Genomic DNA, 20,966 nt, shown 5'->3' with positions numbered 1-20,966 from the left:
TTTTAATTTCCTTTATTTAAAATTCGGTAAATAAACATTCCTAATAACATTGCCACAATAAAATAAAGCGCTTCAAAATGTCCTAATCCGATAAGTGTTAAAGCTGGCGCTGGACATATTCCAGCTATTCCCCAGCCTATACCGAAAATAAAAGCACCAACAATTAATCTTTGGTCAATCTGTGTATTCATTGGTAATTGAATTTTCTCATTAAAAAGCGTTTTAGGACTTTTTATAGCCTTTTGAAATGGAATAAATGCCACAGCAATTGCGCCTAACATCACAAACATTAAGCTAATATCCCACTGCCCAAAGATATCTAAAAAACCTAATACCTTTTCAGGATTAGACATGCCCGAAATCATTAAGCCCAATGAAAACAAACTACCAAATATAAAAGCCAAAATGTTTTTCATGATATTACCCCAAAACATGACGAACGATATAAACAGTTAACATGCCAGCAAACATAAAAACTGCTGTTGCTATCATGGAGCGTTTTGACAATCTGCTCATCCCACAAATACCATGACCACTTGTACAACCTGATCCAAGCCTAGTACCAAAACCAACCAATAAACCTGCTAAAATAAGAGCAAACATATTCGCTTTAATTTCAATTTCGGGTTGAAAAAAATAGCCATAAATAAAGGGTGTAATAATTAATCCAGCAATAAACCAGAATGCGGAGCCTTTAAAGATATCTTTAGATGGATTAATGATTTGAGCAAGCAAACCACTAATTCCAGCGATGCGACCGTTTATATATAAATAACCGACTGTTGCAATGCCCAGTAGCAAACCACCTAAGAAGGCATAAACAATATTTGACATGTACTCACCCAAACAATATATGTTTTTATAATATGTATTATACGCTTATTTATTTAGAAATACTTAAAACAAAACTCTTAAGTCTATAAATATTCTTAACAAGAAAAAGCCCCAAATTATGGGGCTTTTATCGTTAGATTAAATCTTTAATGCCTAATTGTTCAGGTAACTTTTCCATAACTTTATTTAGTCTGTTGTTTGCTGGAGAAATACAACCTGTGTAATGGCTTAATTTTGTTTCCGTGCCATTAGGTTTAATCCAAGTAATGTAATAGCTAGACATGTCAGTTGCAGTTTGCTGGCAACCCGCAGTTTTTGATTGAGTTCCTGTTTGAGGACGATAAGTTTTTAATTCACTGGCAAGTTTTTGATAATCTTTTACACTACCTTGGATTTCTTTAACACCAAGTGTTTTTGTATATTGTTTACCTTCAAATCGAATTAAACCAGTAGGTGTTACTTCTACAGAGTATATTGGACATGCACCAAAACATGGACTAGAAGCATAACGAATTATTTCTTGTGTATTAGGTGCTTGCTGAACAGAAGCACAACCCATTAAAGCCAAACCGGATAAAGTTGCAAGAACTAAAAATCTCATTACATCACCTATTATTATCAAGTGGCTTTAATCTAACAAATCATATCTGAATTGTCATTAAAGACTCATTTTTCATATTTTTATTTAATAATACTTAGGCTATTTTTAATATTATAAAAAAATTGCAATAGAAAGCACATAAAAAAAGGCCCATCTTTCGATGAGCCTTAAGCCAATTAAAGCTTAAATTCCTGAAATACAAATTATTACTGGGTAGTAATAACCTGCGGGAACCATTCTATCTTAATGCAATACATTATTTAAATATAATATAAGTATATATTTACGCTTGTTTTTCCAACAAAAAAAACCTGTTTTTCCAGGTTAAAAACCTAATAATGTTTATTTTTAATTAAAATTCACAGCCTTAAGTTAAACAAAACTTAATAAAGTTTAAAGTTTTATTTATAGGTAAAACATTATAAAAAAATGCTTAATAGTTCGGCTATCTCTAGTGTTTAGGATGAATCATTTATAAGAATATTTTAAGTTTAGCAATAACTTCAAGCACTTTTTTACTACTTGGTAAAGCTATCTCATTAAAATTATAGAATTTACATAATCACTTTAATAGAAAAAAGATATTAAAAAGAATAAGGGCAAAAGAAAATTTATCCTTTTGCCCTCTTTACTTACTTCTCTAAGCTATATGCGATTACATAATCACCATGGTCTGGAGACTGGCGTGCTCCACCTGCGGTAACAACCACATATTGTTTACCGGTTGTAGGTGAAACATAGCTAATTGGAGTTCCTTGGCTACCTACTGGCATACGTGACTTCCACAGCTCTTTACCTGTAGATGAATCAAAAGCACGCAAGTAATAATCTTGAGTTGCAGCAAAGAAAACTAAGCCACCTTGAGTTGCCATAGGGCCACCAATAGTCGGCATACCAATCGGTGCTTTTAAGCCCATCTTAATACCAAGTGGTCCAGTGTCTTCAACTGTACCTAGTGGCACTTGCCATGCAATCTGACGAGTTTTCATGTCAATTGCGGTCATAGTACCGAATGGTGGTTTTTGACAAGGAATACTTAAGGCAGACATAAAGCGGTTTTTATTCACTTTATATGGTGTACCTTTCATTGGTACAGCACCCATACCTGTATTTACTTTTTCACCACCACTCGCCTGAATCTTAATGTCTTCAGGGGTTTGTTTTATGAGTTGCACCCATAAACCAAGACGCATATCGTTCACGAACATATAACGATGAGTAGGATCAAAAGCAATGCTGCCCCAGTTCATGCCACCTAAAGAGCCTGGGAAACTTAATGAAACATCAGTCCCCGGTGCAGTAAATAAGCCTTCGTAACGCATTGACTTAAAGTTAATACGGCACATGAGCTGATCAAACGGCGTTGCGCCCCACATGTCTGACTCAGTTAAAGTCTGATTACCAATTTGAGGCATTTCAACTGAACGAGGTTGAGTTAAGCTATATTGCTCACCCGGAATATTTGCTGCTTTAACTGGCTGTTCAATCACTTTAGTAAGTGGTTTACCAGTTACACGATCAAGAACAAAGAATTGACCTGATTTGGTTCCAATCACAACAGCCGGTTTAGTCGTACCATCTTTTAATGGGAAGTCGACTAGACTTGGTTGCATTGGTAAGTCAAAGTCCCATAAATCGTTATGAACAGTTTGATATACCCACTTCTCTTTACCTGTTGTTGCATCAAGTGCTAAAACAGAAGTGTTGTACTTATGATCTAACGGATTACGGTTACCACCCCAAATATCGACAGATGAGCTACCCATAGGTAAGAACACCGTATTCATTTGCGGGTCATACGACATTGCGGCCCAAGAGTTTGCCGAACTACGTTTATAAGTTTCGCCCGGTTTTAGAACATGGTTAGGATCAGGATTACGTGGGTCAAATGCCCAGCGGAGTTTACCTGTAATCACGTCATAACCACGGATTACGCCACCCGGCATATCCGCTGCTACGTTATCGGCAATACGACTACCCACCACAATGGTTGTACCCGCAATTGTTGGTGCAGAAGTCACTTCAAAACGTGGAGCTTTTGTTCCATCGCCTAAGCCTTCGAGTAGATTAACCGTTCCATTCACCCCAAAGTCAGCACAACGCTCACCAGTATCTGCATTGACTGCAATTAAACGAGCATCTGGTGTATTGGTATATACACGGCGTGGACAGGCTGTGTTGCTCGCAACAGTAGTGACCGGAGTTGCACCAGCTAAAGTTGGTTGCACTAGTGGTTTAGTTGAATCGAAGTATGCAACACCACGGCAACGTTCCCATGCATCGGCTTTAGAGTTCACTTCAGCTTTCCAAAGTTGCTTGCCCGAATCAGCATCGATTGCAAAAATGTTGTTATGTGGTGTACATAAAAAGACTTTATTTCCAACTTGTAGCGGGGTCATTTGGTCTTCAGCACCATTACCGCTACCCGTTGTAAAATCACCTGTTCTAAAGCGCCATGCTTCTTTTAGCTTATGAACGTTATCTCGGTTAATTTGATCGAGAGCAACAAAACGACTACCGCCCGTATCGTTTCCATAATTTTCCCAATTTACCTGTTTTTTAGCTGGGTCAACTGGTACTAAAGGTAGCTTTTCACCCGAACTTGCTACTGTTGGATGCGGCTGGAACATTTGGTAAAGCGCAATCAACATACCGATAACAACTAGACCACCAACAGCATACGCTGGAGCTGCCGAACTGTTTTGAAATTGGTAACGTCGAATTGAAGGCAAAGTAAATAGCAAGGCAGCAAAAAGGCCAGCAGGAAACATTAAGCGCGAGAATAACGGCCAAAATTCCCATCCAGCGTCAACAAATGACCAAATTACCGTACCAACAAAAACAGCCGCAAAAATCCATACACTCAGTGCTTTTTTACGGAAAATACTAATTGCTGAAACTGTTATAAATAGTCCTGAGATAAGGAAATACCAAGAACCACCGAGAGATACTAGCTTTCCACCACCTACGATGTAAAAAACACCGGTAGCCAATAAAACTAGACCTAATATAAAACACCATATTTTGAATAAGATATGAAACTTAGAATCTGACTCAGACATAGATCCTACTCCACATATACTGAACACAATAGTTCAAGCATTTGGGCCAGTTAAACCATGTCTAACCAGCCATCATCATTGTTAAAAATTGACTTTCACACTCAGGCCCGCCACCCAAGCATCGTCAACCTCTTTTACACCAGCAGGTTGATGGATATATTGAATATTTGGACGCAACATGACAGCTGGAGACCATTGATAGGTATAGTTCAACTCGACATTTAGCTCGTCGTCTTGAATTGGAATATAGTTAGATGCGATCGGATCATAGCTATAGTATCCGCGGCTTTCGTTTGTTGCGATTTGCTTATCTTTAGCACGGTCATTGACCACATAATTGGCGATACCAAATCCAATCGAATCATTTGGACGGCTGTCAAATGGCCCTTTATACCAGAGCGCAAGTTGTTGGGTACTTTGAACAAAAGTCGTTGCTTTATCATTTACAACGCCATTAAAACTTACATATAAACCGCGTTTTGGATCTTGGCCGGCATGGCTAAGTTGTTGTTGAGCATTGATCCAGAAACTTTGTTTTCCATCATGAACTTTACCCGCGGTTTTAATATCATTCGCTTCTGCGGTTGAGTACAGCGCACCTACTTTATATTCACCCGGTAAACCATTAAAGACTGCAAGTTTTGGTTTCCATGCGAGCTCAACCGGTATAGTTGCGCCCTTCACATTATTCATATCCAGATTAAAACCATCACTATTTGATGCTGTTTTAATGTTGTCTGGATTGACCTCATAGACACCAATTCCAAAATTCCACTCAGGCGCAAATTGATATTTAACGTTTGCCGCCCAAACACCAACTGGTGAGTTATACCAAATTGAACCAATTGATTTTCCTAGCTGTCCACCGCAAAGCAATAAGTTCTGAAACTCACATTGAGAACTATTGAAGTCTTCTGACATGCCCATACGGCCAACTTTGACCTGTACGGTATTATCATCAAAACCTTTTTTTACCCATGCTTGAGACAGACGCCAGATTTTGCCACGACCATAAATTTCTTGGGCGTTACCTAATTGACTAGAACGTGGGTCTTTAATACGCTCCAAAGTAAGCGCATTTCCGTCACGTTTAGTCACGACTAGGCTCGCTGTTGTATCTTTCCATCCAGCAATTTTTTCTAAATCGAAAGTTGCACCTAAAGAAAGCTGTGCAGCGTTTTCAAAAGTATTATTGTCGTTGTAGCCACCATCTAAATTTGTAGCAGCTTGGCTCATGATAGAAGCTGTAAATTTATAGCCTTGTTGCTCTAGCTGTTGGCGTTCACCATTCCAATCACCAAGCAACCATTGACGGTCTTGTGACCAAGGTTCATTGGCAAGAACAAATTGGCTGCCTAATACAGCAATTGTTAACACACTCAGTTTCACTAAATTTGGCATTTCAAGTCCTTTTTATCTTTTAAACGCGCCTCTGTTTGAGGCGCTTTACTTGTTGTTATTTAACTTGCGTAAAGCCGAGTTCAGAAGTTGCTCCAAAGTGATCCGTTACATTTGCTGTAATTGAGGCAACTTTGACTGTTGGCTTCCAATTGGCTTTTGCGTTGCCTTGTGCATTTGTAGCAACTGTTATAGTTCCTAAATATTGCTCAGCCTCTTTTGATGCCGCACTTTGATTTCCAAAAAACTCAACTTGGTAACGTTGGTTTGGTAAGCCATTCACCTCTATATTAACTGAACCTTTATTTGCTGTTAACTTAGGCGCTTTAATACCCTGATTAGGTTGAGGATTACAGCCTTGTTCATTTGGCTGAGTACATGTTTTTTGTAGTTTAGATGGTTCAATCACCACACCACCACCACGAGAGCCAACAAACCCTTCATGCTCAAGTGCAGGCACTCCAAATACAATTGCCCCTAAACGCTGATCTGGTACACATGAACCACCAGCTTCGCAGCGTTTAATATCTTTACCATTGTCCCAAATTAAGTTTTTAGTCAATGTAATTCTTGCGTTTGCATCTTTTTCAGAGCGAATGGCTACACCAATACGGTTACCATGTACTCTATTGCTATCAAGAATGTTGCCATCGCCTGTCATGTTGAAACCAATCGAGTTATTGGTCATTTCGTTGTAGGCAATATAGTTACGTTTACCCCAGTTAATCTGTAAGCCATCCGAGTAGTTTTCGAATTTATTACCGACTACGGCATTGTCATTACCCCACAAAATTTCAATACCTTGTGATGGCTCTGGGTTCGCTTTCGTTGAAACAAAATGGTTATTTGCAATTAAGTTAAACGCAGCACCACGTGTCAGTTCTAAACCATCACCATTGTCTTGGAAAATATTATCTAAAACTTTGTTGTTATTGGTGGTTGTCGCAGTTGGATTACCTTTACCATCGTCACCCGTGATCATGACACCAGCACCACCATAGTTATTACTAATACGGTTATGCTGAATTAAGTTGTTACTTGAACGGTTAACCAATACACCAATGCAAAAACGATGTATATCTAATCCTTTTAAAGTCACGTTATTGACATCACGTAGTACAAAACCCGGTAAAGTCATGGTACGTACATTGGTGCCGTACTGTTCAGGATTTGCACCAGGACAAGCTTTTGCCCCTTCGCCTTTAATGTAATTTGATCCATCAATTGCGATATATTCACCAGTTTTATCCCACTGTGTACCAATGATTTTGACAGGAGCTTTAATTTCAGGAAGTGCACTATTTAATTTAATTGCATAAGGTGCGTTGCCTACCGCCTGAATCAGAATATCGCTAGCTTCGCTTGGGTTTGCATTAGCTTGTTCAATTGCCCAGCGTAAAGAGCCTTTGTTGCTATCATCTTGATAACGGTCAACAACATAAGTTTGAGCCGCAGCTATACCTGAAACCATCAAACCCAATGCAAGAGTAGTTAAACGTAATGTATTCATTTCATCATATCCTTATGATTTATGGGTTTGTTGGTTGAACAGTTTTTAAAATCTGTTTGAGCTTGGTCACATCAATTTGACCTGGTGCAGAAGCTTGACCAATCATGCCAAAGCTATAACTTCCACCCATATTGGCAGTCGCAACACGCGAAATCGTACCAAGTAGCCCCATCGACATTGTCAATAATGGCTTAGTGGTTTGCTGGCTTACTTTTAACGTTGCGTTCATTAAAGTGAAGACATCTTGTTTAGACTTCGGCATTACGGCAATTTTTAGAATATCTGCACCCATCTGATCTTGTTTCAACAAACGTTTTTCAATTTCATCTTGGCTTGGTGTTTTTTGGAAATCATGATTAGACATGACCACCAGCACTTTCTTCTGATGTGCTTTTTGAACAATCTCTGAAACTACTTTTTGATCACGGAACATTTCAACATCTAACCAGTCCATGAACGGATTTTTTAAATAAGCTTGATAGGTCTTACCATAGTCAGCATCGCTAATTTCAAGCTGACCACCTTCGTTTTTGGTACGAATGGTGGCGATTAGTGGCTTATTGCCTAAAATCTTTTTTAATTCATGCCCCAAAGCAATCACTTGTTTTGTATCACTCGCAAAACTGAGTAAGTCGATACGGAACTCTGCCAAATCAGCATCTGCTGTATTTGCAATCACTTGAGCTTGCGCCAAAGCTTGTTCTTTGGTTTTCGCAGTAATTGGAACAATTGTTTTAACAGCTGTAGTCGCAGGTTGTGTTTGAGTAGCCAAAGCAACAGATTCAGCATTCACCTGTGCAGTAAAAAATGGGAGTGCAAGCAAACTTAAGCTTAATAATGTTTTCATTTTCATCTCTGTCATACCATCCTTTAAGAAGGCTACACGCATCCATGGACAATCATGTGTAGCCTTAAGTGTTTCTTAAATATCAAAAAATACAGTTTCTTCATCGCCTTGAATACGAATATCAAAGCGATAAACAACCTCACCATTTTCTTCAAAACGTTTTGCAATGAGAGTTTGACGACGTGGAGCCCATTCAATGCTATTTAGAATTGGATCGTTAGCATTTGCCTCAGCTTCATCGTCAAAATAAACACGTGTATGAAGACCTAAATTAATACCGCGCGCGAAAATGACTAATGCAATATGAGGTGCTTGAGTTGAACCTTTACGGCCTGCTGTCGCACCCGGCTTAATTGTATTAAAGGTCCAGATACCCGTTTCAAAGTCTGCACCTGTACGACCCCAGCCCTGAAATGCAGGATCAGCTTTTTGCTCACGTGTATCTGCCTGACTTGGATAAATACCGTTCGCATCAGCTTGCCAAATCTCAATCAGCACATCGCGTAGCGGTAAACCCAATCCATCAAATACTTGACCTTCCAGACGAATGCGCTCGCCTTTGGTTTGGTTTTGTACTAACTGGTTATTAAAGTTGTTTTCAAATACTTCAATATTAGCCTGCTGTGGCAATAAGCCAATGTGGACGTAAGGACCACCTGTTTGAGATGGAGTTTCTTTTAATTCCTGAAAATTCCAGTTATTCATGCTCGTGCTCCCGATTAAGTCAATTCATTTTCGAAGTAAGTCGCTCGACGACCACGTAAAGTGATGTCAAAACGGTAACAACGGCTATCAGCTTCGATAAAGTTGTTTTTATCTTCTAGTGCAATCAATGCACGACGTTGATCTTCAGAAGGAATCGTTTTTAAAATCGGGCAAGTATCGATGAGCGTATCGCCTTCAAAATAAAACTGTGAAATTAAACGCTGAGCCCAACCATCAGCAATTAAAGAGAAATGGATATGCGCAGGACGCCATTCATTAATGCGGTTACGCCATGGGTATGGACCCGGTTTAATGGTACGGAAAATATAAAAACCGTTTTCATCAGTTAAGGTACGACCACAACCACCAAAGTTAGGATCCATTGCACCAATAAACTTGTCGTTTGGATGACGGTAACGGCCAGAAGCATTGGCTTGCCATACTTCTAGAAGTGCATTTTTCACAGGACGACCAAACTGGTCACGGACATAACCATGGACAATGACACGCTCACCAATTGGTAAACCATCTTTGGCATAGTTCAAAATCAAATCGTTATCTTTTGGGCCAAACAAATTTGAAGAAAAATGCGGTGCAGTAACTTCAGTTAAAGTCTCATTAATTGAGATCAATGCATTTTTTGGCGAACGTAATACACTTGTTTTATAACCTGGCGTATACGCTGGTGGATGATCATCTGTATTACGTTGGGCATAAGCACCCCAGCTATGTTGTGACATCTTTATCTCCTTAATCCTGTTCTTTCGCTGCAATTGGGTTTACTTCTATCCCCAACTCTTTAAAGACTTCTTCAGCCATATGCATTGCAGCGTTTGCAGCAGGTAAACCTGCATAGAGTGAACTGTGTAAGATCAGCTCTTTTAAATCTTCTTTAGTTACGCCATTGTTAAAACAAGCACGTAAATGCATGCGTAGTTCGTCTTCACGGCCAAGCGACAATAAAATTGCGATAGTGACTAAACTACGTGTATGACGTGGTAAGCCCGGACGAGACCACACCTCACCCCATGCGTAACGGCTAATAAAGTTTTGAAAATCTTGGTTAAAGTCATTCAGATTTTGCAAAGACCGACCAACATGCTTTTCACCCAAAACTTCAGTCCGCACTTCAATGCCTTGTTTATAGCGTTGTTCATCATTCATTGTGATAGACCTCTATTAAGTTGCATCGGTATGCGCAACAAGTGATTTAACAAATACAGCAACAGCCGCAGCAGTCGCTGGAATTAGTAATAAACTAAGAATGGCGGTAAACGACCAATCATTGCCGAGTAGTACAGCACCAATCCAAGCACCAAATACCGCACCGAAGCGCCCAATCCCCGTCATCCAAGACACGCCAGTTGCACGGCACTGCGTTGGGTAGAAACGAGCGCTTAACGCAGGCATTGAAGATTGCGCACCGTTAATTGCGATACCCGCACAAAGCACCAATACTGCAAGTAATGTTGAGTTTCCTAAGCTTTGACCAACAGCAATCGCAAATAGACCTGCTGCAAAGTAGAAAATAGCAATCACTCGATTCGGGTTGAATTTGTCCATCGCCCAACCAATAAATAAGGCACTTACCACACCACCGAACTGGAACAATCCACCGATAAATGCAGCACGCTCCATTGAGGCACCTGTTTCACGCATAAGCGTTGGCAACCAGCTTGTAAGCAAGTAAACAACCACGAGTCCCATGAAATAGGTCAACCAAAGTAAAAGCGTTCCTTTCGCATATGGTTTAGAAAACATAATTCCAAAGACATTTTTCTTTTGAGCTGTCTCAGTTTTCTCTTCAGGTACGTGAAACGCTGTCGCATTTTTAATCTGTGCTGGTGCAATATGGTTTAAGATTTTGCGTACTTTTTCTGGATTCTTGCCTTTCACAATTAAAAAGCGGTAAGACTCAGGTAAAACCAAAATCACTAAAATCATTAAGATCAAAGGTGACCAGCCGCCAAGTAAAAATAGACTGTGCCAACCGTAGGTCGGGATCAGCCAACTACTGATAAAACCACCGGTTGCCATACCTAAGTTATAACCACAGAACATACAGGTCACGAGTAATGAACGAATACGTGTTGGGCAGTATTCAGAAAATAATGTAGTGGCGTTTGGCATCGCTGCACCAAGCCCAATACCTGTCAAAAAGCGTAAAACGACAAGGCTATCTAAGTTGGTTGCATAAGCAGATGCCAAGGTGAAGCCACCAAATACAAGCATCGAAAAAGCCAGTACGATTTTGCGACCAAAACGGTCAGCTGTTGGGCCAGAAACCAAAGCTCCAATAATCATTCCACCAAGTGCAGCACTCATCACTGGGCCTAACTGAGAGCGATCAACACCCCAGTCTTGAGCCAAAGCTGGAGCGATAAAACCCATTGCAGCAGTATCGATACCATCAGTAAAAATAATTAAGAAACAGATGATTGCAATCATCCATTGATACTTACTGAGTGGAGCATCATTAATCAATGCTTGAGCATCGATACTTTTATTTGGTGCAGCGTAATCCTGAGACGCCATATTTGCCTCCTTAAGGCCAATTCCTTTTAAACTATTAAGCTATTAGATTTGCTGAATAAACCTAGTCAATTCCTGTGTAAATCTTTGTGGTTGCTCAATATTAGAAAGATGAGATGCTTCTAATTTAGCAATTTGACTGTTCTTAATAGCATTCTGCATAAACTCAGCATCTGCTACTGTGGTCACTGGATCTGCCGTTCCTGCAATGAGCAATACTGGAACTTGGATTTGTGTAATTTCATCTCTTAAATCGGCATGTGCTAAAGCACGACATGCATTGGCATAACCTTGTGCTGGTGTGTTTGCCAGACTTTGAATCGTCGTTTGTGCAACCACATTATGTTGATAGTCGAATTTTTCGCTAAACCAACGTGTGTGCGTGGTTTTAACCAATTCAGCCAGTCCATTTTGTTCTACTGATTCTGCGCGACTCAACCACGCCTCAGCCTGTCCAATTTTTGCCGCTGAATTTGCGACAGTAATGCTTAGAAAGCGCTCTGGGTAATGGATAGCTAACCAAAGCCCTGTAATTCCGCCCATAGAGATGCCACAAAAATGAGCTTTTTCAATATTTAAAGCATCTAAAATATCAGCAACATCTTCACCTAAATTTTGTAAAGATGTTTCAGCGACCACATCACTTTCGCCATGACCACATGTGTCGTATGTAATGACATTAAAATGACTTTTAAGCTCATCTACTTGCGGCTGCCACATTCCATGATCTGTTCCTAATGAATTAGAGAATACAAGCACAGGAGCATCTTTTAATCCGTCGGTATATACCGCGAGCTGTTTACCTTGTCGATTGGTTATAAGCTGTTTCACTTTATATCTCCTCCTTGTGCTTCTTGCAGAACAGCATCAATTTGAGCTTGAATGTTACCCAAATAATTTTCTGCTTTAAATATTTCCAAAATTTCTGTTTGACTAAAATGTTCTTTTACTTCATCTAACTGACTAACAACCTCAGATAAATGCTGCTTTTGAGCTACGGCTGTTTTACAAGCGGCTTCAACAACATGATGAGCATTTAAACGTCCAATTTTTGGAGCAAGTGCCATCATCACAGCTTCTGCCATAATCAGCCCATTGGTACAGTCAAGGTTCTGCTGCATATGCTCAGCATTAATTTCGAAACCTTGTAAAACTTCACCAGTACGAGTTAATGCTCCAGCACAAAGCTGAAAAATTTCAGGGATTGCTAACCATTCAGCATGCCAAGCGCCTAAGCTACGCTCATGTTCCTGCACCATGCTTTGATAGATGCTAGACATAAGTGCTGGTACACGATTTGCTGCTGCAAGTACTGAAGCTGCTGCAACTGGATTACGCTTATGCGGCATGGTTGATGAACCACCACGACCCTTTGCAGTTGGTTCAAATAACTCTGCAATTTCAGTTTGCATCATCAGTGACCAATCACGTGCCATCTTGCCCGTATTCCCAACAATCATGCCGAGCACACTTGCGATTTCTACAATACGATCACGCTCACCATGCCATGTGCTTGTCGGTACAGTCAGATTCAGCTGTTGAGCAAATGCACTGACCACAAGTGAACCTTGATCTTGCAAAGAAGCTAATGAACCCACAGCACCGCCTAACTGAGCAGTGAGTACACGTGATTTCATAGCTTGTATACGGTCTAAATCACGCTTAAATGCAGAAGCCCAACGAGCGAGTTTATGTCCTAAAGTGATTGGCAAAGCTTGCTGTAACCATGTACGTCCAATCATGACTTGATAACGATATTGCTTAGCTTGTTGTAATGCAGTGATGTAGCAATGCCGAAGTTGTGCTTCTACAATATTCAACGCATCACGGCATTGCAAAATACAAGCTGTATCTAAAATATCCTGACTCGTTGCGCCCCAATGCACATAACGTGAAGCATCTTCATCAACATCTTTAACAATTGCCGTAAGTTGTTTTACAAATGGAATTGCGATATTTCCAGCTAAACCTGTTGCGACAGCCAAAGCGGAAAAATCAAACTTTTCTATTGCCTGCTCAACTACTTGGGCAATGGTATTAGCCGCATTTTGAGGAATCACGCCAACTTTTGCCTGTGCTTGAGCTAACGCAACTTCAACCTGAATCATATATGTGATTAAAGATGAGTCACTAAAGATGTCAGTGACGTCTTTTTGATAAAACAAGCTGGCATATAACTGGCTCATGATTAGACTCTCTCAATAATCAATGCGATGCCTTGGCCCACACCAATACACATTGAACATAAGGCATAACGACCACCTGTTTGCTCAAGCTGGTTTAAAGCTGTAGTGACTAAGCGTGCACCTGATGCACCAAGTGGATGACCCAAAGCAATGGCACCACCGTTTGGATTTACCTTGTTGCTATCGTCTGGCAAGCCTAAATCACGAGTCACTGCCAAAGCTTGTGCAGCAAAGGCTTCATTGAGCTCAATCACATCCATCTGATCTAAAGTCAGATTGGCTTGTTTAAGTAGTTTTTTAATCGCTGGTGCAGGAGCAAAACCCATAATGCGTGGTTCTACACCGACTGCTGTTGAAGCAATGATCTTGGCACGCGGTTTGAGATTGTAAGCTTGAACTGCCTCATCAGAAGCAATAAGTAGAGCTGCTGCACCATCGTTAATACCTGAAGCATTACCCGCAGTCACAGAACCATCTGCTTTGATAACAGGTTTAAGTTTGCTTAAAGCTTCAAGCGTGGTTGATGCACGTGGATGTTCATCGGTATCAATCACAACAGCATCACCCTTACGTTGAGGGATTTCAACTGCCACGATTTCTTTAGAAAAAAAGCCTTTGGCTTGCGCGCTTGCGGTGCGTTGTTGGCTCACCAAGGCAAACTGGTCCTGATCTGCACGATTAACGTTAAATTGTTCAGCGACGTTTTCGGCAGTCTGGGGCATGGTGTCTACACCATACAATTCTTTAAGTTTAGGGTTAATGAAACGCCATCCCATGGTGGTGTCTTCAATCTTCTGGCTACGGCCAAAAGCACTGTCAGACTTACCCATCACATACGGTGCACGGCTCATGCTTTCTACACCACCTGCAATCACCAAGTTTGCTTCACCAGCCTTAATGGCACGGGCAGCAATGGCAATGGCATCAAGTGATGAACCACATAAACGGTTAATGGTGGTTGCTGGAACTTGATACGGCAAACCTGCAAGCAGTGCTGACATACGGCCGACGTTACGATTGTCTTCACCGGCTTGGTTGGCACAGCCATAGATCACATCATCGACCTGTTCCCAATCTACACTTGGGTTACGCTGCATGAGCGCTTTAATCGGCACAGCGCCAAGGTCATCGGCACGGACAGGTGCAAGGCCACCGGCATAACGGCCAAATGGTGTACGGATGGCATCGATGATATAAGCGTTTTTTAATGTCATTTCCCTACTTCCTTACCCTTGAGTCGCATCAATCAAAGTTGCACCGGTTAAAGCCTGTAACTCATCAAAGCTAAGACCTTCAACTTTCTCAATCACCTTTAAACCGTCTTTGGTCACATCAATCACACACAGGTCAGTGTAAATACGATCCACACAGTGCTTACCCGTCACCGGATAGCTCAGCTCAGCGACAATCTTCGGTTCACCTTGCTTGGTGACGTGGTCTGTAGTGATAAATACTTTCTTGGCACCAACCGCCAAATCCATCGCACCACCTACCGCAGGAATTGCATCAGGTGCACCCGTGTGCCAGTTCGCCAAGTCACCATTCGCAGCAACCTGAAATGCCCCAAGCACCGCAATATCAAGGTGACCACCACGCATCATGGCAAAGGAGTCTCCATGGTGGAAAAAGCTGCCACCTTCAAGCATGGTCACAAACTCTTTACCCGCATTAATCAGTTCAGGGTCTTCTTCACCTGCCGCTGGTGGTGGGCCAAAAGCCAACAGACCATTTTCAGAATGTAGGAAGACATCTTTGTCAGCAGGTAGGTAGCTGGCAATCTTGGTCGGTAAACCAATACCCAAGTTGACATAGGCACCATCGGGAATATCTTGTGCCACACGTTTTGCAATCTGGTCACGGCTGAGTTTCTGGTAGCTCATGTTATTTCTCCTTATTGCTTACTGTGCGGGCTGTACTTGTACAACGTGCTGTACAAAAATACCTGGGGTGATGATGTGTTCTGGGTCTAATCCACCTAGTTCAACCACTTCAGAAACCTGAGCAATGGTGACATCAGCAGCCATGGCCATAATTGGGCCAAAGTTACGTGCAGATTTACGGTAAATCAGATTGCCCCAGCGGTCACCCTTGTAAGCTTTAATCAAGGCAAAATCAGCCTTGATCGGATATTCAAGGACATAGTTTTTCCCATCAATCTCACGGGTTTCTTTGCCTTCAGCTAAAAGTGTTCCAAAGCCAGTTGGGGTAAATACAGCGCCTAGGCCCATACCAGCAGCTTGAATACGGCAAGCCAGATTACCTTGTGGTACCACTTCAAGCTCAACCTTTCCGGCACGGTACAATTCATCAAACACATAAGAGTCTGACTGACGCGGGAAAGAACAAATCACTTTTTTAACTGAACCAGCTTTAAGCAGTTTCGCTAGACCATAATCGCCATTACCGGCGTTATTACTCACAATGGTTAAACCTTTAACACCCAGTTCAATAAGACCGTCAATGAGTTCAGCGGGTTGTCCTGCGGTACCGAAACCACCAATCAGAATGGTTGCACCATCTTTAATCTGCGATAGAACCTCGCTTAGTGAGGACTTACTTTTGTCAATCATTAGACAACTCCATTGTGCTCATTGAAGAAGAGAGAGGTAAGAGAGTTAGGCACACTGAGGCGAGAAGAATAGATAAATATTTCACTCAATCCCGAGTGTTTCCCTTAGATTTCCCTTTTAAATATTTTTGATAATTTTCGTATTTTGATCTAGTAAGCTATATATAGTTTTGTTCGATTTAGGATTTTTTTGTTCGACTATCGAACATTATCTAAGAAATCACTTATTCAATCTTACAAATTCAAGTTGTAAAAAAATACTAATTATTTTGAATAGATATGTAGAAAAACCACACCTACTTAGGCTATTTTAAAGGTAAAAATTACCATCTATTCTGTACATAAAATCTTAAGTTTGTGATTGTAAAATCAAGCGAGCAAGTTCTAAATCATCGGGGTAAGTAATTTTTATATTGTCAGAGCGCCCCATGACTACCTGTACACTTTCTCCCATAGACTCAAGTGCACTCGCCTCATCAGTAATAGTCAAATTATTTTTTAGGGCTATTTCTATTGCTTTTTTAAGGGTTCCAATTTTAGCAATTTGAGGAGTTTGAGCCTGCCACAACAACTCTCGACTCACAGTTTTGTCAATCTGCTGTTCTTTATTTACTTGTTTTAGCGTATCGCGCACAGGAATTGCCAAAATAGCACTCTGGTTTGTTTCAACTGCAGTTTTAACGAGAGCGTTAAGGCATTCAAAGGTCACACAAGGCCTTGCAGCATCATGTACTAATACCCAATCATTCTCATCCGCAATCTGCAATAGATAACTCAAAGCATTTAATACTGAGTGCACACGTTCAGCACCACCATTACAAAAATGCGCTTTATGTTTATCCTGAAAAGCTAAAGTCGAGGCAAAATTATCCTGTGCACCAATTGCTAAGACATAGCCACTTAGTGGAAGTTGACTTAAACGTTTAACTGTATGCTCTAAAACTGTAGCTTTTTGAATGTATTGATATTGCTTTAATTCAGTTTTGGAAAACCGACTTCCCGAACCAGCAGCAGGGATAACCGCCCATAATTTAGTCTGGGATGTCTGGGGATGGAGGTGTCTCATTAGTTTCCAAATCTACTTTAGCGTTCGGGTCAATATAAATAGGCTTATAATTAGTACTAATTGTACTCATTTGAACAAATGTTTCATGAGGCTTAACTAGACCAAGATCAAGACGAGCATGCTCTTCTATTGCTTCTGTACCATTTTTTAGGTCAAAAACTTCAGCTGCCAAAATGCGATTTCGCTCTTTAAGCTCATCATTTACTTCAGCTTGTTGTTGGATCTGTTGCATAAGCGCTTGATGAGGAAAATAACCACCCTCACCTAACCAGAACTGATATTGCAATATAGCTACTAAAACAATAACCAGTAGCAATATAAGTTTGCTTGAAGTGGATCGAAATACTTCTAACATAGCATTAAGAGCTTTAATTAAAAACTTTTATTAAGTTTTTGTATTGTATGACAATTTACAAGCGACATGCAAAATACCTGCAAAATTCCTGCAAAACTATGAATGGTCATATTACTTTAAATTGACCATTGTGACATGTTTCATTTTGTCAAAATTAAACTCAATTGGAAAGGAAAATAATGTTTATAAACACAACTGTTTATAAATCAATCTATGGATATAAAAGTTACTCTTAAGAATGAGTAAAAACAGCAAATATCATAGAAAAACCAGCAACTACTAACATACAATCCAGCAATAAATTAAAAGTTTTCTCAGACATCTTTATTACAAAAGTTTTGCCAATATAGTTACCAATAATTAGAGAAAAACCGACAGCAACTCCCGCAATTAAAATATTTTGTTGTAAAACGCCTAGAGCACCAAAAGTTAAGCTTTTCGTTACGTAAATACCAAATGAAGCGGCTGCCTCTGTCGCCAAGAGAGCTCCTTTCGTTAAACCGAAACCATTAAAAACTGGGAGTAATAAGGGGCCTGTCGAGAAAACAACGCCTGTAATATAGCCAAGCACACCACCTGCAATAACCATTTGCCATGAACTAAATTTAAAACTATGGCGTTTGGCATAATGCCTAATCGGTATTAAACAGAAGAAAAATATACCTATACATAAGTTAGACAATACAGGTGACATGATCCATAAGGTATTGGCCCCTAGTATCGTTGCTGGTATGCCCAAACTAGTAAATAAAAGAAATGCTTTAATATTAAGTTCTTTACGCCACATCACTACACGTGAAATATTCCCCATGATTGCAGCAATCGCCATAATAGGTACCGCAAGTTTCGCCCCAAAAATATAAGAAAGAATAGGCAATAAAATAATAGATGACCCAGTCCCTACTACCCCACTAATCAGTCCTGATAGAACCCCAATAACAGCAAGTGCTACATAGATCATAGGCCTAACCAAAATAATTATTCTTAAGTATCTACAATAGTCTAGGTTTTAAAATCGTACTATAGCTCTCTTCTATTTTTGGCATTTAAAAATTTTTCAAAAATAATTAAATACCTATGAGCTTAGATGAATAATGCTTTTATAAAAACACATATTTCTTATACTTTTAACCAATAACCACCTAAAAAGTATAGTTTTTTAATTTTTATTTTGATAAGAATTTTAAATGTATTTTTGATACATATTTTAAATAAGTGAGAAAAAGATGGATCTTTCTAATATTTTTTTATAGGTGACACGACGTGGCCCTTTGTTTTAGAAATATTAATTCGCTGTACTGTCATGTTCATTATCATTATTAGTTTTTTAAGACTATCTGGTAAACGCGGTATACGGCAACTCTCCTTATTCGAACTGGCTATCATTTTATGTTTAGGATCTGCTGCTGGCGATCCTATGTTTACTAAAGATTTACCCATTGCCCACGCATTCGTAGCTTTTATAGTTATTCTTTCATTATATCGTTGTGTTACATGGGGTATGGTAAAGCACAAAAAAATTGAAAACTTGTTAGAAGGAAGAGCTCTTTGCGTCGTCAAAGATGGCCTTCTCGTCTATAAAGACTTCCAAAAACAGACATATTCTCATGACGAATTTTTCTCAGAAATGCGCCAGCAAAACGTAGAACATTTAGGTCAAGTCAGAACAGCACTGCTTGAATCCGATGGCATTTTGAGCTTACTTTATTATGAGGATGAAGATGTTAAATGGGGACTTCCTTTATTCCCAGATGCCTATCGTAAAGCTGATGTACTTAAAATTAATACTTTTTATTCTTGTATGAAATGTGGCGAGACTAAGGCTTTAAATAAACTCGATCAAGAATGCTCTCGTTGTCATCATCATAGTTGGGCTGAATCTTTAAAAACTCGGCGTTTAGGATAAATAAAAAAGTGCTATTTCTAAGAAGTAGAAATAGCACTTTTATTTTTAAATATTAATTTTTCATCAATATTTAAATAAGCAAAGCATTATTCAAAAGATTAGTTTAAACCTTTGAACTCAGCTTTACCGCGGTAAGCCGCTTTAGTCATTTCTTCAATACGAAGCAATTGATTGTATTTAGCAACACGGTCAGAACGGCAAAGTGAACCAGTCTTGATTTGACCTGCTGCTGTACCAACTGCTAAATCAGCAATAGTTGAATCTTCTGTTTCACCAGAACGGTGAGAAATAACAGTTGAGTAACCATTTGCTTTAGCAAGGTAGATTGCATCTAAAGTTTCAGTCAATGTACCGATCTGGTTATATTTGATCAGAATTGAGTTACCCACTTTCTCATCAATACCGCGTTGTAAAATCTTAGGGTTAGTTACGAATAAATCGTCACCAACTAATTGGATTTTGTCACCAAGAATTGAAGTTAAGTAGCTCCAACCTTCCCAATCAGACTCGTCAAGACCATCTTCAATCGAGATAATTGGATATTGATTTACAAGACCAGCTAAGTAGTCTGCAAACTGATGGCTTGTAAATGCACGGTTGCCTTCGCCTTCTAAAACGTATTGACCGTTTTTGTAGAATTCTGAAGACGCACAGTCAAGTGCAAGCATCATGTCTGAACCAGCTTTATAACCAGTTTGCTCAATTGCTTGAAGAATTACAGTAATTGCTTCTTCGTTTGAACGAAGGTTAGGAGCAAAACCGCCTTCATCACCTACAGCAGTGTTCAAACCTTGTTTCTTTAAAACTGATTTTAAAGAATGGAATACTTCAGCACCAGCACGTAAAGCTTCAGCAAATGAAGTGAAACCTACAGGCTCAATCATGAACTCTTGAATATCAACAGTGTTATCTGCATGCTCACCGCCGTTCAAGATGTTCATCATTGGAACAGGCATAGTCAAAATTGTTTGACCACGAAGATCTGCGATATATTGGAAAAGAGGGAGTTTCTTTTCTTCAGCAGCAGCGCGTGCAGCAGCCAATGACACAGCCAAAGTTGCGTTAGCACCTAATTTTTCTTTGTTTTCAGTGCCATCAAGCGCGATCATTGTGTTATCAATGTCTTTTTGCTCAAAAACTGATTTACCCAACAAAGCATCACGAATCAACGTATTTACGTTGTTAACTGCTGTACGAACGCCTTTACCTAAGTAACGTGATTTGTCACCGTCACGAAGTTCTAAAGCTTCACGAGAACCAGTTGAAGCACCAGATGGTGCACATGCACGACCAACCACCCCAGATTCTAAGATGACGTCTGCTTCGATGGTTGGGTTACCACGAGAGTCCAAAATTTCACGTGCACGAATGTCAACGATTTGGCTCATGAACAAT

At 40.0% G+C, this 20,966-nt stretch carries 20 protein-coding genes and 1 pseudogene; 1 reads left to right on the top strand and 20 read right to left on the bottom strand.

Going from position 1 to position 20,966, the window contains the following annotated elements:
- Positions 1-2 precede the first annotated feature (2 nt).
- The 19 genes from AC1PJ9_RS13390 to AC1PJ9_RS13300 form a co-directional block, all read right to left on the bottom strand.
- A complete protein-coding gene (locus AC1PJ9_RS13390; protein WP_311087505.1) occupies positions 3-416 on the bottom strand; it encodes a DUF6691 family protein in 414 nt (137 codons plus the stop codon).
- A gap of 4 nt (positions 417-420) precedes the next feature.
- Positions 421-834 (bottom strand): YeeE/YedE family protein, encoded by a 414-nt coding sequence (locus AC1PJ9_RS13385; protein ID WP_019458806.1) that lies wholly within the window; start codon positions 832-834, stop codon positions 421-423.
- Positions 835-967: 133 nt separating this feature from the next.
- Entirely contained in the window at positions 968-1,435 is a 468-nt protein-coding gene (locus tag AC1PJ9_RS13380; RefSeq protein ID WP_311087504.1) for a DUF6438 domain-containing protein, read from the bottom strand.
- A gap of 632 nt (positions 1,436-2,067) precedes the next feature.
- Positions 2,068-4,497 carry a glucose/quinate/shikimate family membrane-bound PQQ-dependent dehydrogenase gene (locus AC1PJ9_RS13375; RefSeq protein ID WP_311087503.1) on the bottom strand — a complete coding sequence of 810 codons (2,430 nt, stop codon included), beginning with the start codon at positions 4,495-4,497 and terminating at the stop codon, positions 2,068-2,070.
- Positions 4,498-4,578: 81 nt separating this feature from the next.
- Positions 4,579-5,898, bottom strand: a complete 1,320-nt coding sequence (locus AC1PJ9_RS13370) for a carbohydrate porin (protein ID WP_311087502.1) — start codon at positions 5,896-5,898, stop codon at positions 4,579-4,581.
- A gap of 55 nt (positions 5,899-5,953) precedes the next feature.
- Entirely contained in the window at positions 5,954-7,405 is a 1,452-nt protein-coding gene (locus AC1PJ9_RS13365) for a NosD domain-containing protein (RefSeq protein WP_311087501.1), read from the bottom strand.
- Between the two features lie 19 nt (positions 7,406-7,424).
- Entirely contained in the window at positions 7,425-8,252 is an 828-nt protein-coding gene (gene aroD / locus AC1PJ9_RS13360; RefSeq protein ID WP_311087500.1) for a type I 3-dehydroquinate dehydratase, read from the bottom strand.
- Positions 8,253-8,327: 75 nt separating this feature from the next.
- Entirely contained in the window at positions 8,328-8,957 is a 630-nt protein-coding gene (gene pcaG, locus AC1PJ9_RS13355; RefSeq protein ID WP_311087499.1) for a protocatechuate 3,4-dioxygenase subunit alpha, read from the bottom strand.
- A gap of 14 nt (positions 8,958-8,971) precedes the next feature.
- Complete coding sequence (pcaH, locus tag AC1PJ9_RS13350) at positions 8,972-9,697, bottom strand: protocatechuate 3,4-dioxygenase subunit beta (RefSeq protein WP_000077913.1); 726 nt, start codon at positions 9,695-9,697, stop codon at positions 8,972-8,974.
- Between the two features lie 10 nt (positions 9,698-9,707).
- Complete coding sequence (pcaC, locus tag AC1PJ9_RS13345; RefSeq protein WP_004701356.1) at positions 9,708-10,121, bottom strand: 4-carboxymuconolactone decarboxylase; 414 nt, start codon at positions 10,119-10,121, stop codon at positions 9,708-9,710.
- Positions 10,122-10,136: 15 nt separating this feature from the next.
- Positions 10,137-11,492, bottom strand: coding sequence for a 4-hydroxybenzoate transporter PcaK (gene pcaK / locus AC1PJ9_RS13340; RefSeq protein WP_311087498.1), 1,356 nt, complete (start codon positions 11,490-11,492; stop codon positions 10,137-10,139).
- A 42-nt stretch (positions 11,493-11,534) separates the two neighbouring features.
- Positions 11,535-12,320 carry a 3-oxoadipate enol-lactonase gene (pcaD, locus tag AC1PJ9_RS13335; RefSeq protein ID WP_311087497.1) on the bottom strand — a complete coding sequence of 262 codons (786 nt, stop codon included), beginning with the start codon at positions 12,318-12,320 and terminating at the stop codon, positions 11,535-11,537.
- Complete coding sequence (pcaB, locus tag AC1PJ9_RS13330; protein ID WP_311087496.1) at positions 12,317-13,675, bottom strand: 3-carboxy-cis,cis-muconate cycloisomerase; 1,359 nt, start codon at positions 13,673-13,675, stop codon at positions 12,317-12,319. The genes pcaD and pcaB overlap by 4 nt, the downstream gene beginning before the upstream one ends.
- A 2-nt stretch (positions 13,676-13,677) precedes the next feature.
- The gene (pcaF, locus tag AC1PJ9_RS13325; RefSeq protein ID WP_311087495.1) at positions 13,678-14,889 is read right to left on the bottom strand and encodes a 3-oxoadipyl-CoA thiolase; all 1,212 of its coding nucleotides are present in this window, start codon (positions 14,887-14,889) and stop codon (positions 13,678-13,680) included.
- Between the two features lie 12 nt (positions 14,890-14,901).
- Positions 14,902-15,555, bottom strand: a complete 654-nt coding sequence (locus AC1PJ9_RS13320) for a 3-oxoacid CoA-transferase subunit B (RefSeq protein WP_065708734.1) — start codon at positions 15,553-15,555, stop codon at positions 14,902-14,904.
- A gap of 18 nt (positions 15,556-15,573) precedes the next feature.
- Positions 15,574-16,245 carry a 3-oxoacid CoA-transferase subunit A gene (locus AC1PJ9_RS13315; RefSeq protein WP_311087494.1) on the bottom strand — a complete coding sequence of 224 codons (672 nt, stop codon included), beginning with the start codon at positions 16,243-16,245 and terminating at the stop codon, positions 15,574-15,576.
- A gap of 348 nt (positions 16,246-16,593) precedes the next feature.
- Positions 16,594-17,310 (bottom strand): 2-C-methyl-D-erythritol 4-phosphate cytidylyltransferase, encoded by a 717-nt coding sequence (gene ispD, locus AC1PJ9_RS13310; RefSeq protein WP_311087493.1) that lies wholly within the window; start codon positions 17,308-17,310, stop codon positions 16,594-16,596.
- Positions 17,276-17,665 carry a cell division protein FtsB gene (gene ftsB / locus AC1PJ9_RS13305; protein WP_004701341.1) on the bottom strand — a complete coding sequence of 130 codons (390 nt, stop codon included), beginning with the start codon at positions 17,663-17,665 and terminating at the stop codon, positions 17,276-17,278. Before ftsB ends, ispD begins: the two co-directional genes overlap by 35 nt.
- A 232-nt stretch (positions 17,666-17,897) precedes the next feature.
- Positions 17,898-18,626, bottom strand: coding sequence for a sulfite exporter TauE/SafE family protein (locus AC1PJ9_RS13300; protein ID WP_263613836.1), 729 nt, complete (start codon positions 18,624-18,626; stop codon positions 17,898-17,900).
- Between the two features lie 265 nt (positions 18,627-18,891).
- Here AC1PJ9_RS13300 and AC1PJ9_RS13295 point away from each other — a divergent pair.
- Positions 18,892-19,571 (top strand): annotated as a pseudogene (locus AC1PJ9_RS13295) (DUF421 domain-containing protein).
- A gap of 98 nt (positions 19,572-19,669) precedes the next feature.
- Here the strand turns inward: AC1PJ9_RS13295 and eno are convergent.
- Positions 19,670-20,959, bottom strand: coding sequence for a phosphopyruvate hydratase (eno, locus tag AC1PJ9_RS13290; protein ID WP_004701335.1), 1,290 nt, complete (start codon positions 20,957-20,959; stop codon positions 19,670-19,672).
- Positions 20,960-20,966 lie beyond the last annotated feature (7 nt).

Source organism: Acinetobacter sp. 70_2 (assembly GCF_056736115.1).
This window is presented reverse-complemented; position numbering and strand designations above follow the sequence as displayed.

Coding starts and splice junctions, on each gene's coding strand:
- AC1PJ9_RS13320 (WP_065708734.1), bottom strand. CDS start 15,555: ATGAGCTACCAGAAACTCAGCCGTGACCAGATTGCAAAACGTGTGGCA.
- ispD (WP_311087493.1), bottom strand. CDS start 17,310: ATGAGACACCTCCATCCCCAGACATCCCAGACTAAATTATGGGCGGTT.
- pcaB (WP_311087496.1), bottom strand. CDS start 13,675: ATGAGCCAGTTATATGCCAGCTTGTTTTATCAAAAAGACGTCACTGAC.
- aroD (WP_311087500.1), bottom strand. CDS start 8,252: ATGAAAACATTATTAAGCTTAAGTTTGCTTGCACTCCCATTTTTTACT.
- AC1PJ9_RS13365 (WP_311087501.1), bottom strand. CDS start 7,405: ATGAATACATTACGTTTAACTACTCTTGCATTGGGTTTGATGGTTTCA.
- ftsB (WP_004701341.1), bottom strand. CDS start 17,665: ATGTTAGAAGTATTTCGATCCACTTCAAGCAAACTTATATTGCTACTG.
- AC1PJ9_RS13300 (WP_263613836.1), bottom strand. CDS start 18,626: ATGATCTATGTAGCACTTGCTGTTATTGGGGTTCTATCAGGACTGATT.
- pcaC (WP_004701356.1), bottom strand. CDS start 10,121: ATGAATGATGAACAACGCTATAAACAAGGCATTGAAGTGCGGACTGAA.
- AC1PJ9_RS13390 (WP_311087505.1), bottom strand. CDS start 416: ATGAAAAACATTTTGGCTTTTATATTTGGTAGTTTGTTTTCATTGGGC.
- pcaG (WP_311087499.1), bottom strand. CDS start 8,957: ATGAATAACTGGAATTTTCAGGAATTAAAAGAAACTCCATCTCAAACA.
- AC1PJ9_RS13375 (WP_311087503.1), bottom strand. CDS start 4,497: ATGTCTGAGTCAGATTCTAAGTTTCATATCTTATTCAAAATATGGTGT.
- pcaK (WP_311087498.1), bottom strand. CDS start 11,492: ATGGCGTCTCAGGATTACGCTGCACCAAATAAAAGTATCGATGCTCAA.
- pcaF (WP_311087495.1), bottom strand. CDS start 14,889: ATGACATTAAAAAACGCTTATATCATCGATGCCATCCGTACACCATTT.
- eno (WP_004701335.1), bottom strand. CDS start 20,959: ATGAGCCAAATCGTTGACATTCGTGCACGTGAAATTTTGGACTCTCGT.
- pcaH (WP_000077913.1), bottom strand. CDS start 9,697: ATGTCACAACATAGCTGGGGTGCTTATGCCCAACGTAATACAGATGAT.
- AC1PJ9_RS13315 (WP_311087494.1), bottom strand. CDS start 16,245: ATGATTGACAAAAGTAAGTCCTCACTAAGCGAGGTTCTATCGCAGATT.
- AC1PJ9_RS13380 (WP_311087504.1), bottom strand. CDS start 1,435: ATGAGATTTTTAGTTCTTGCAACTTTATCCGGTTTGGCTTTAATGGGT.
- AC1PJ9_RS13370 (WP_311087502.1), bottom strand. CDS start 5,898: ATGCCAAATTTAGTGAAACTGAGTGTGTTAACAATTGCTGTATTAGGC.
- AC1PJ9_RS13385 (WP_019458806.1), bottom strand. CDS start 834: ATGTCAAATATTGTTTATGCCTTCTTAGGTGGTTTGCTACTGGGCATT.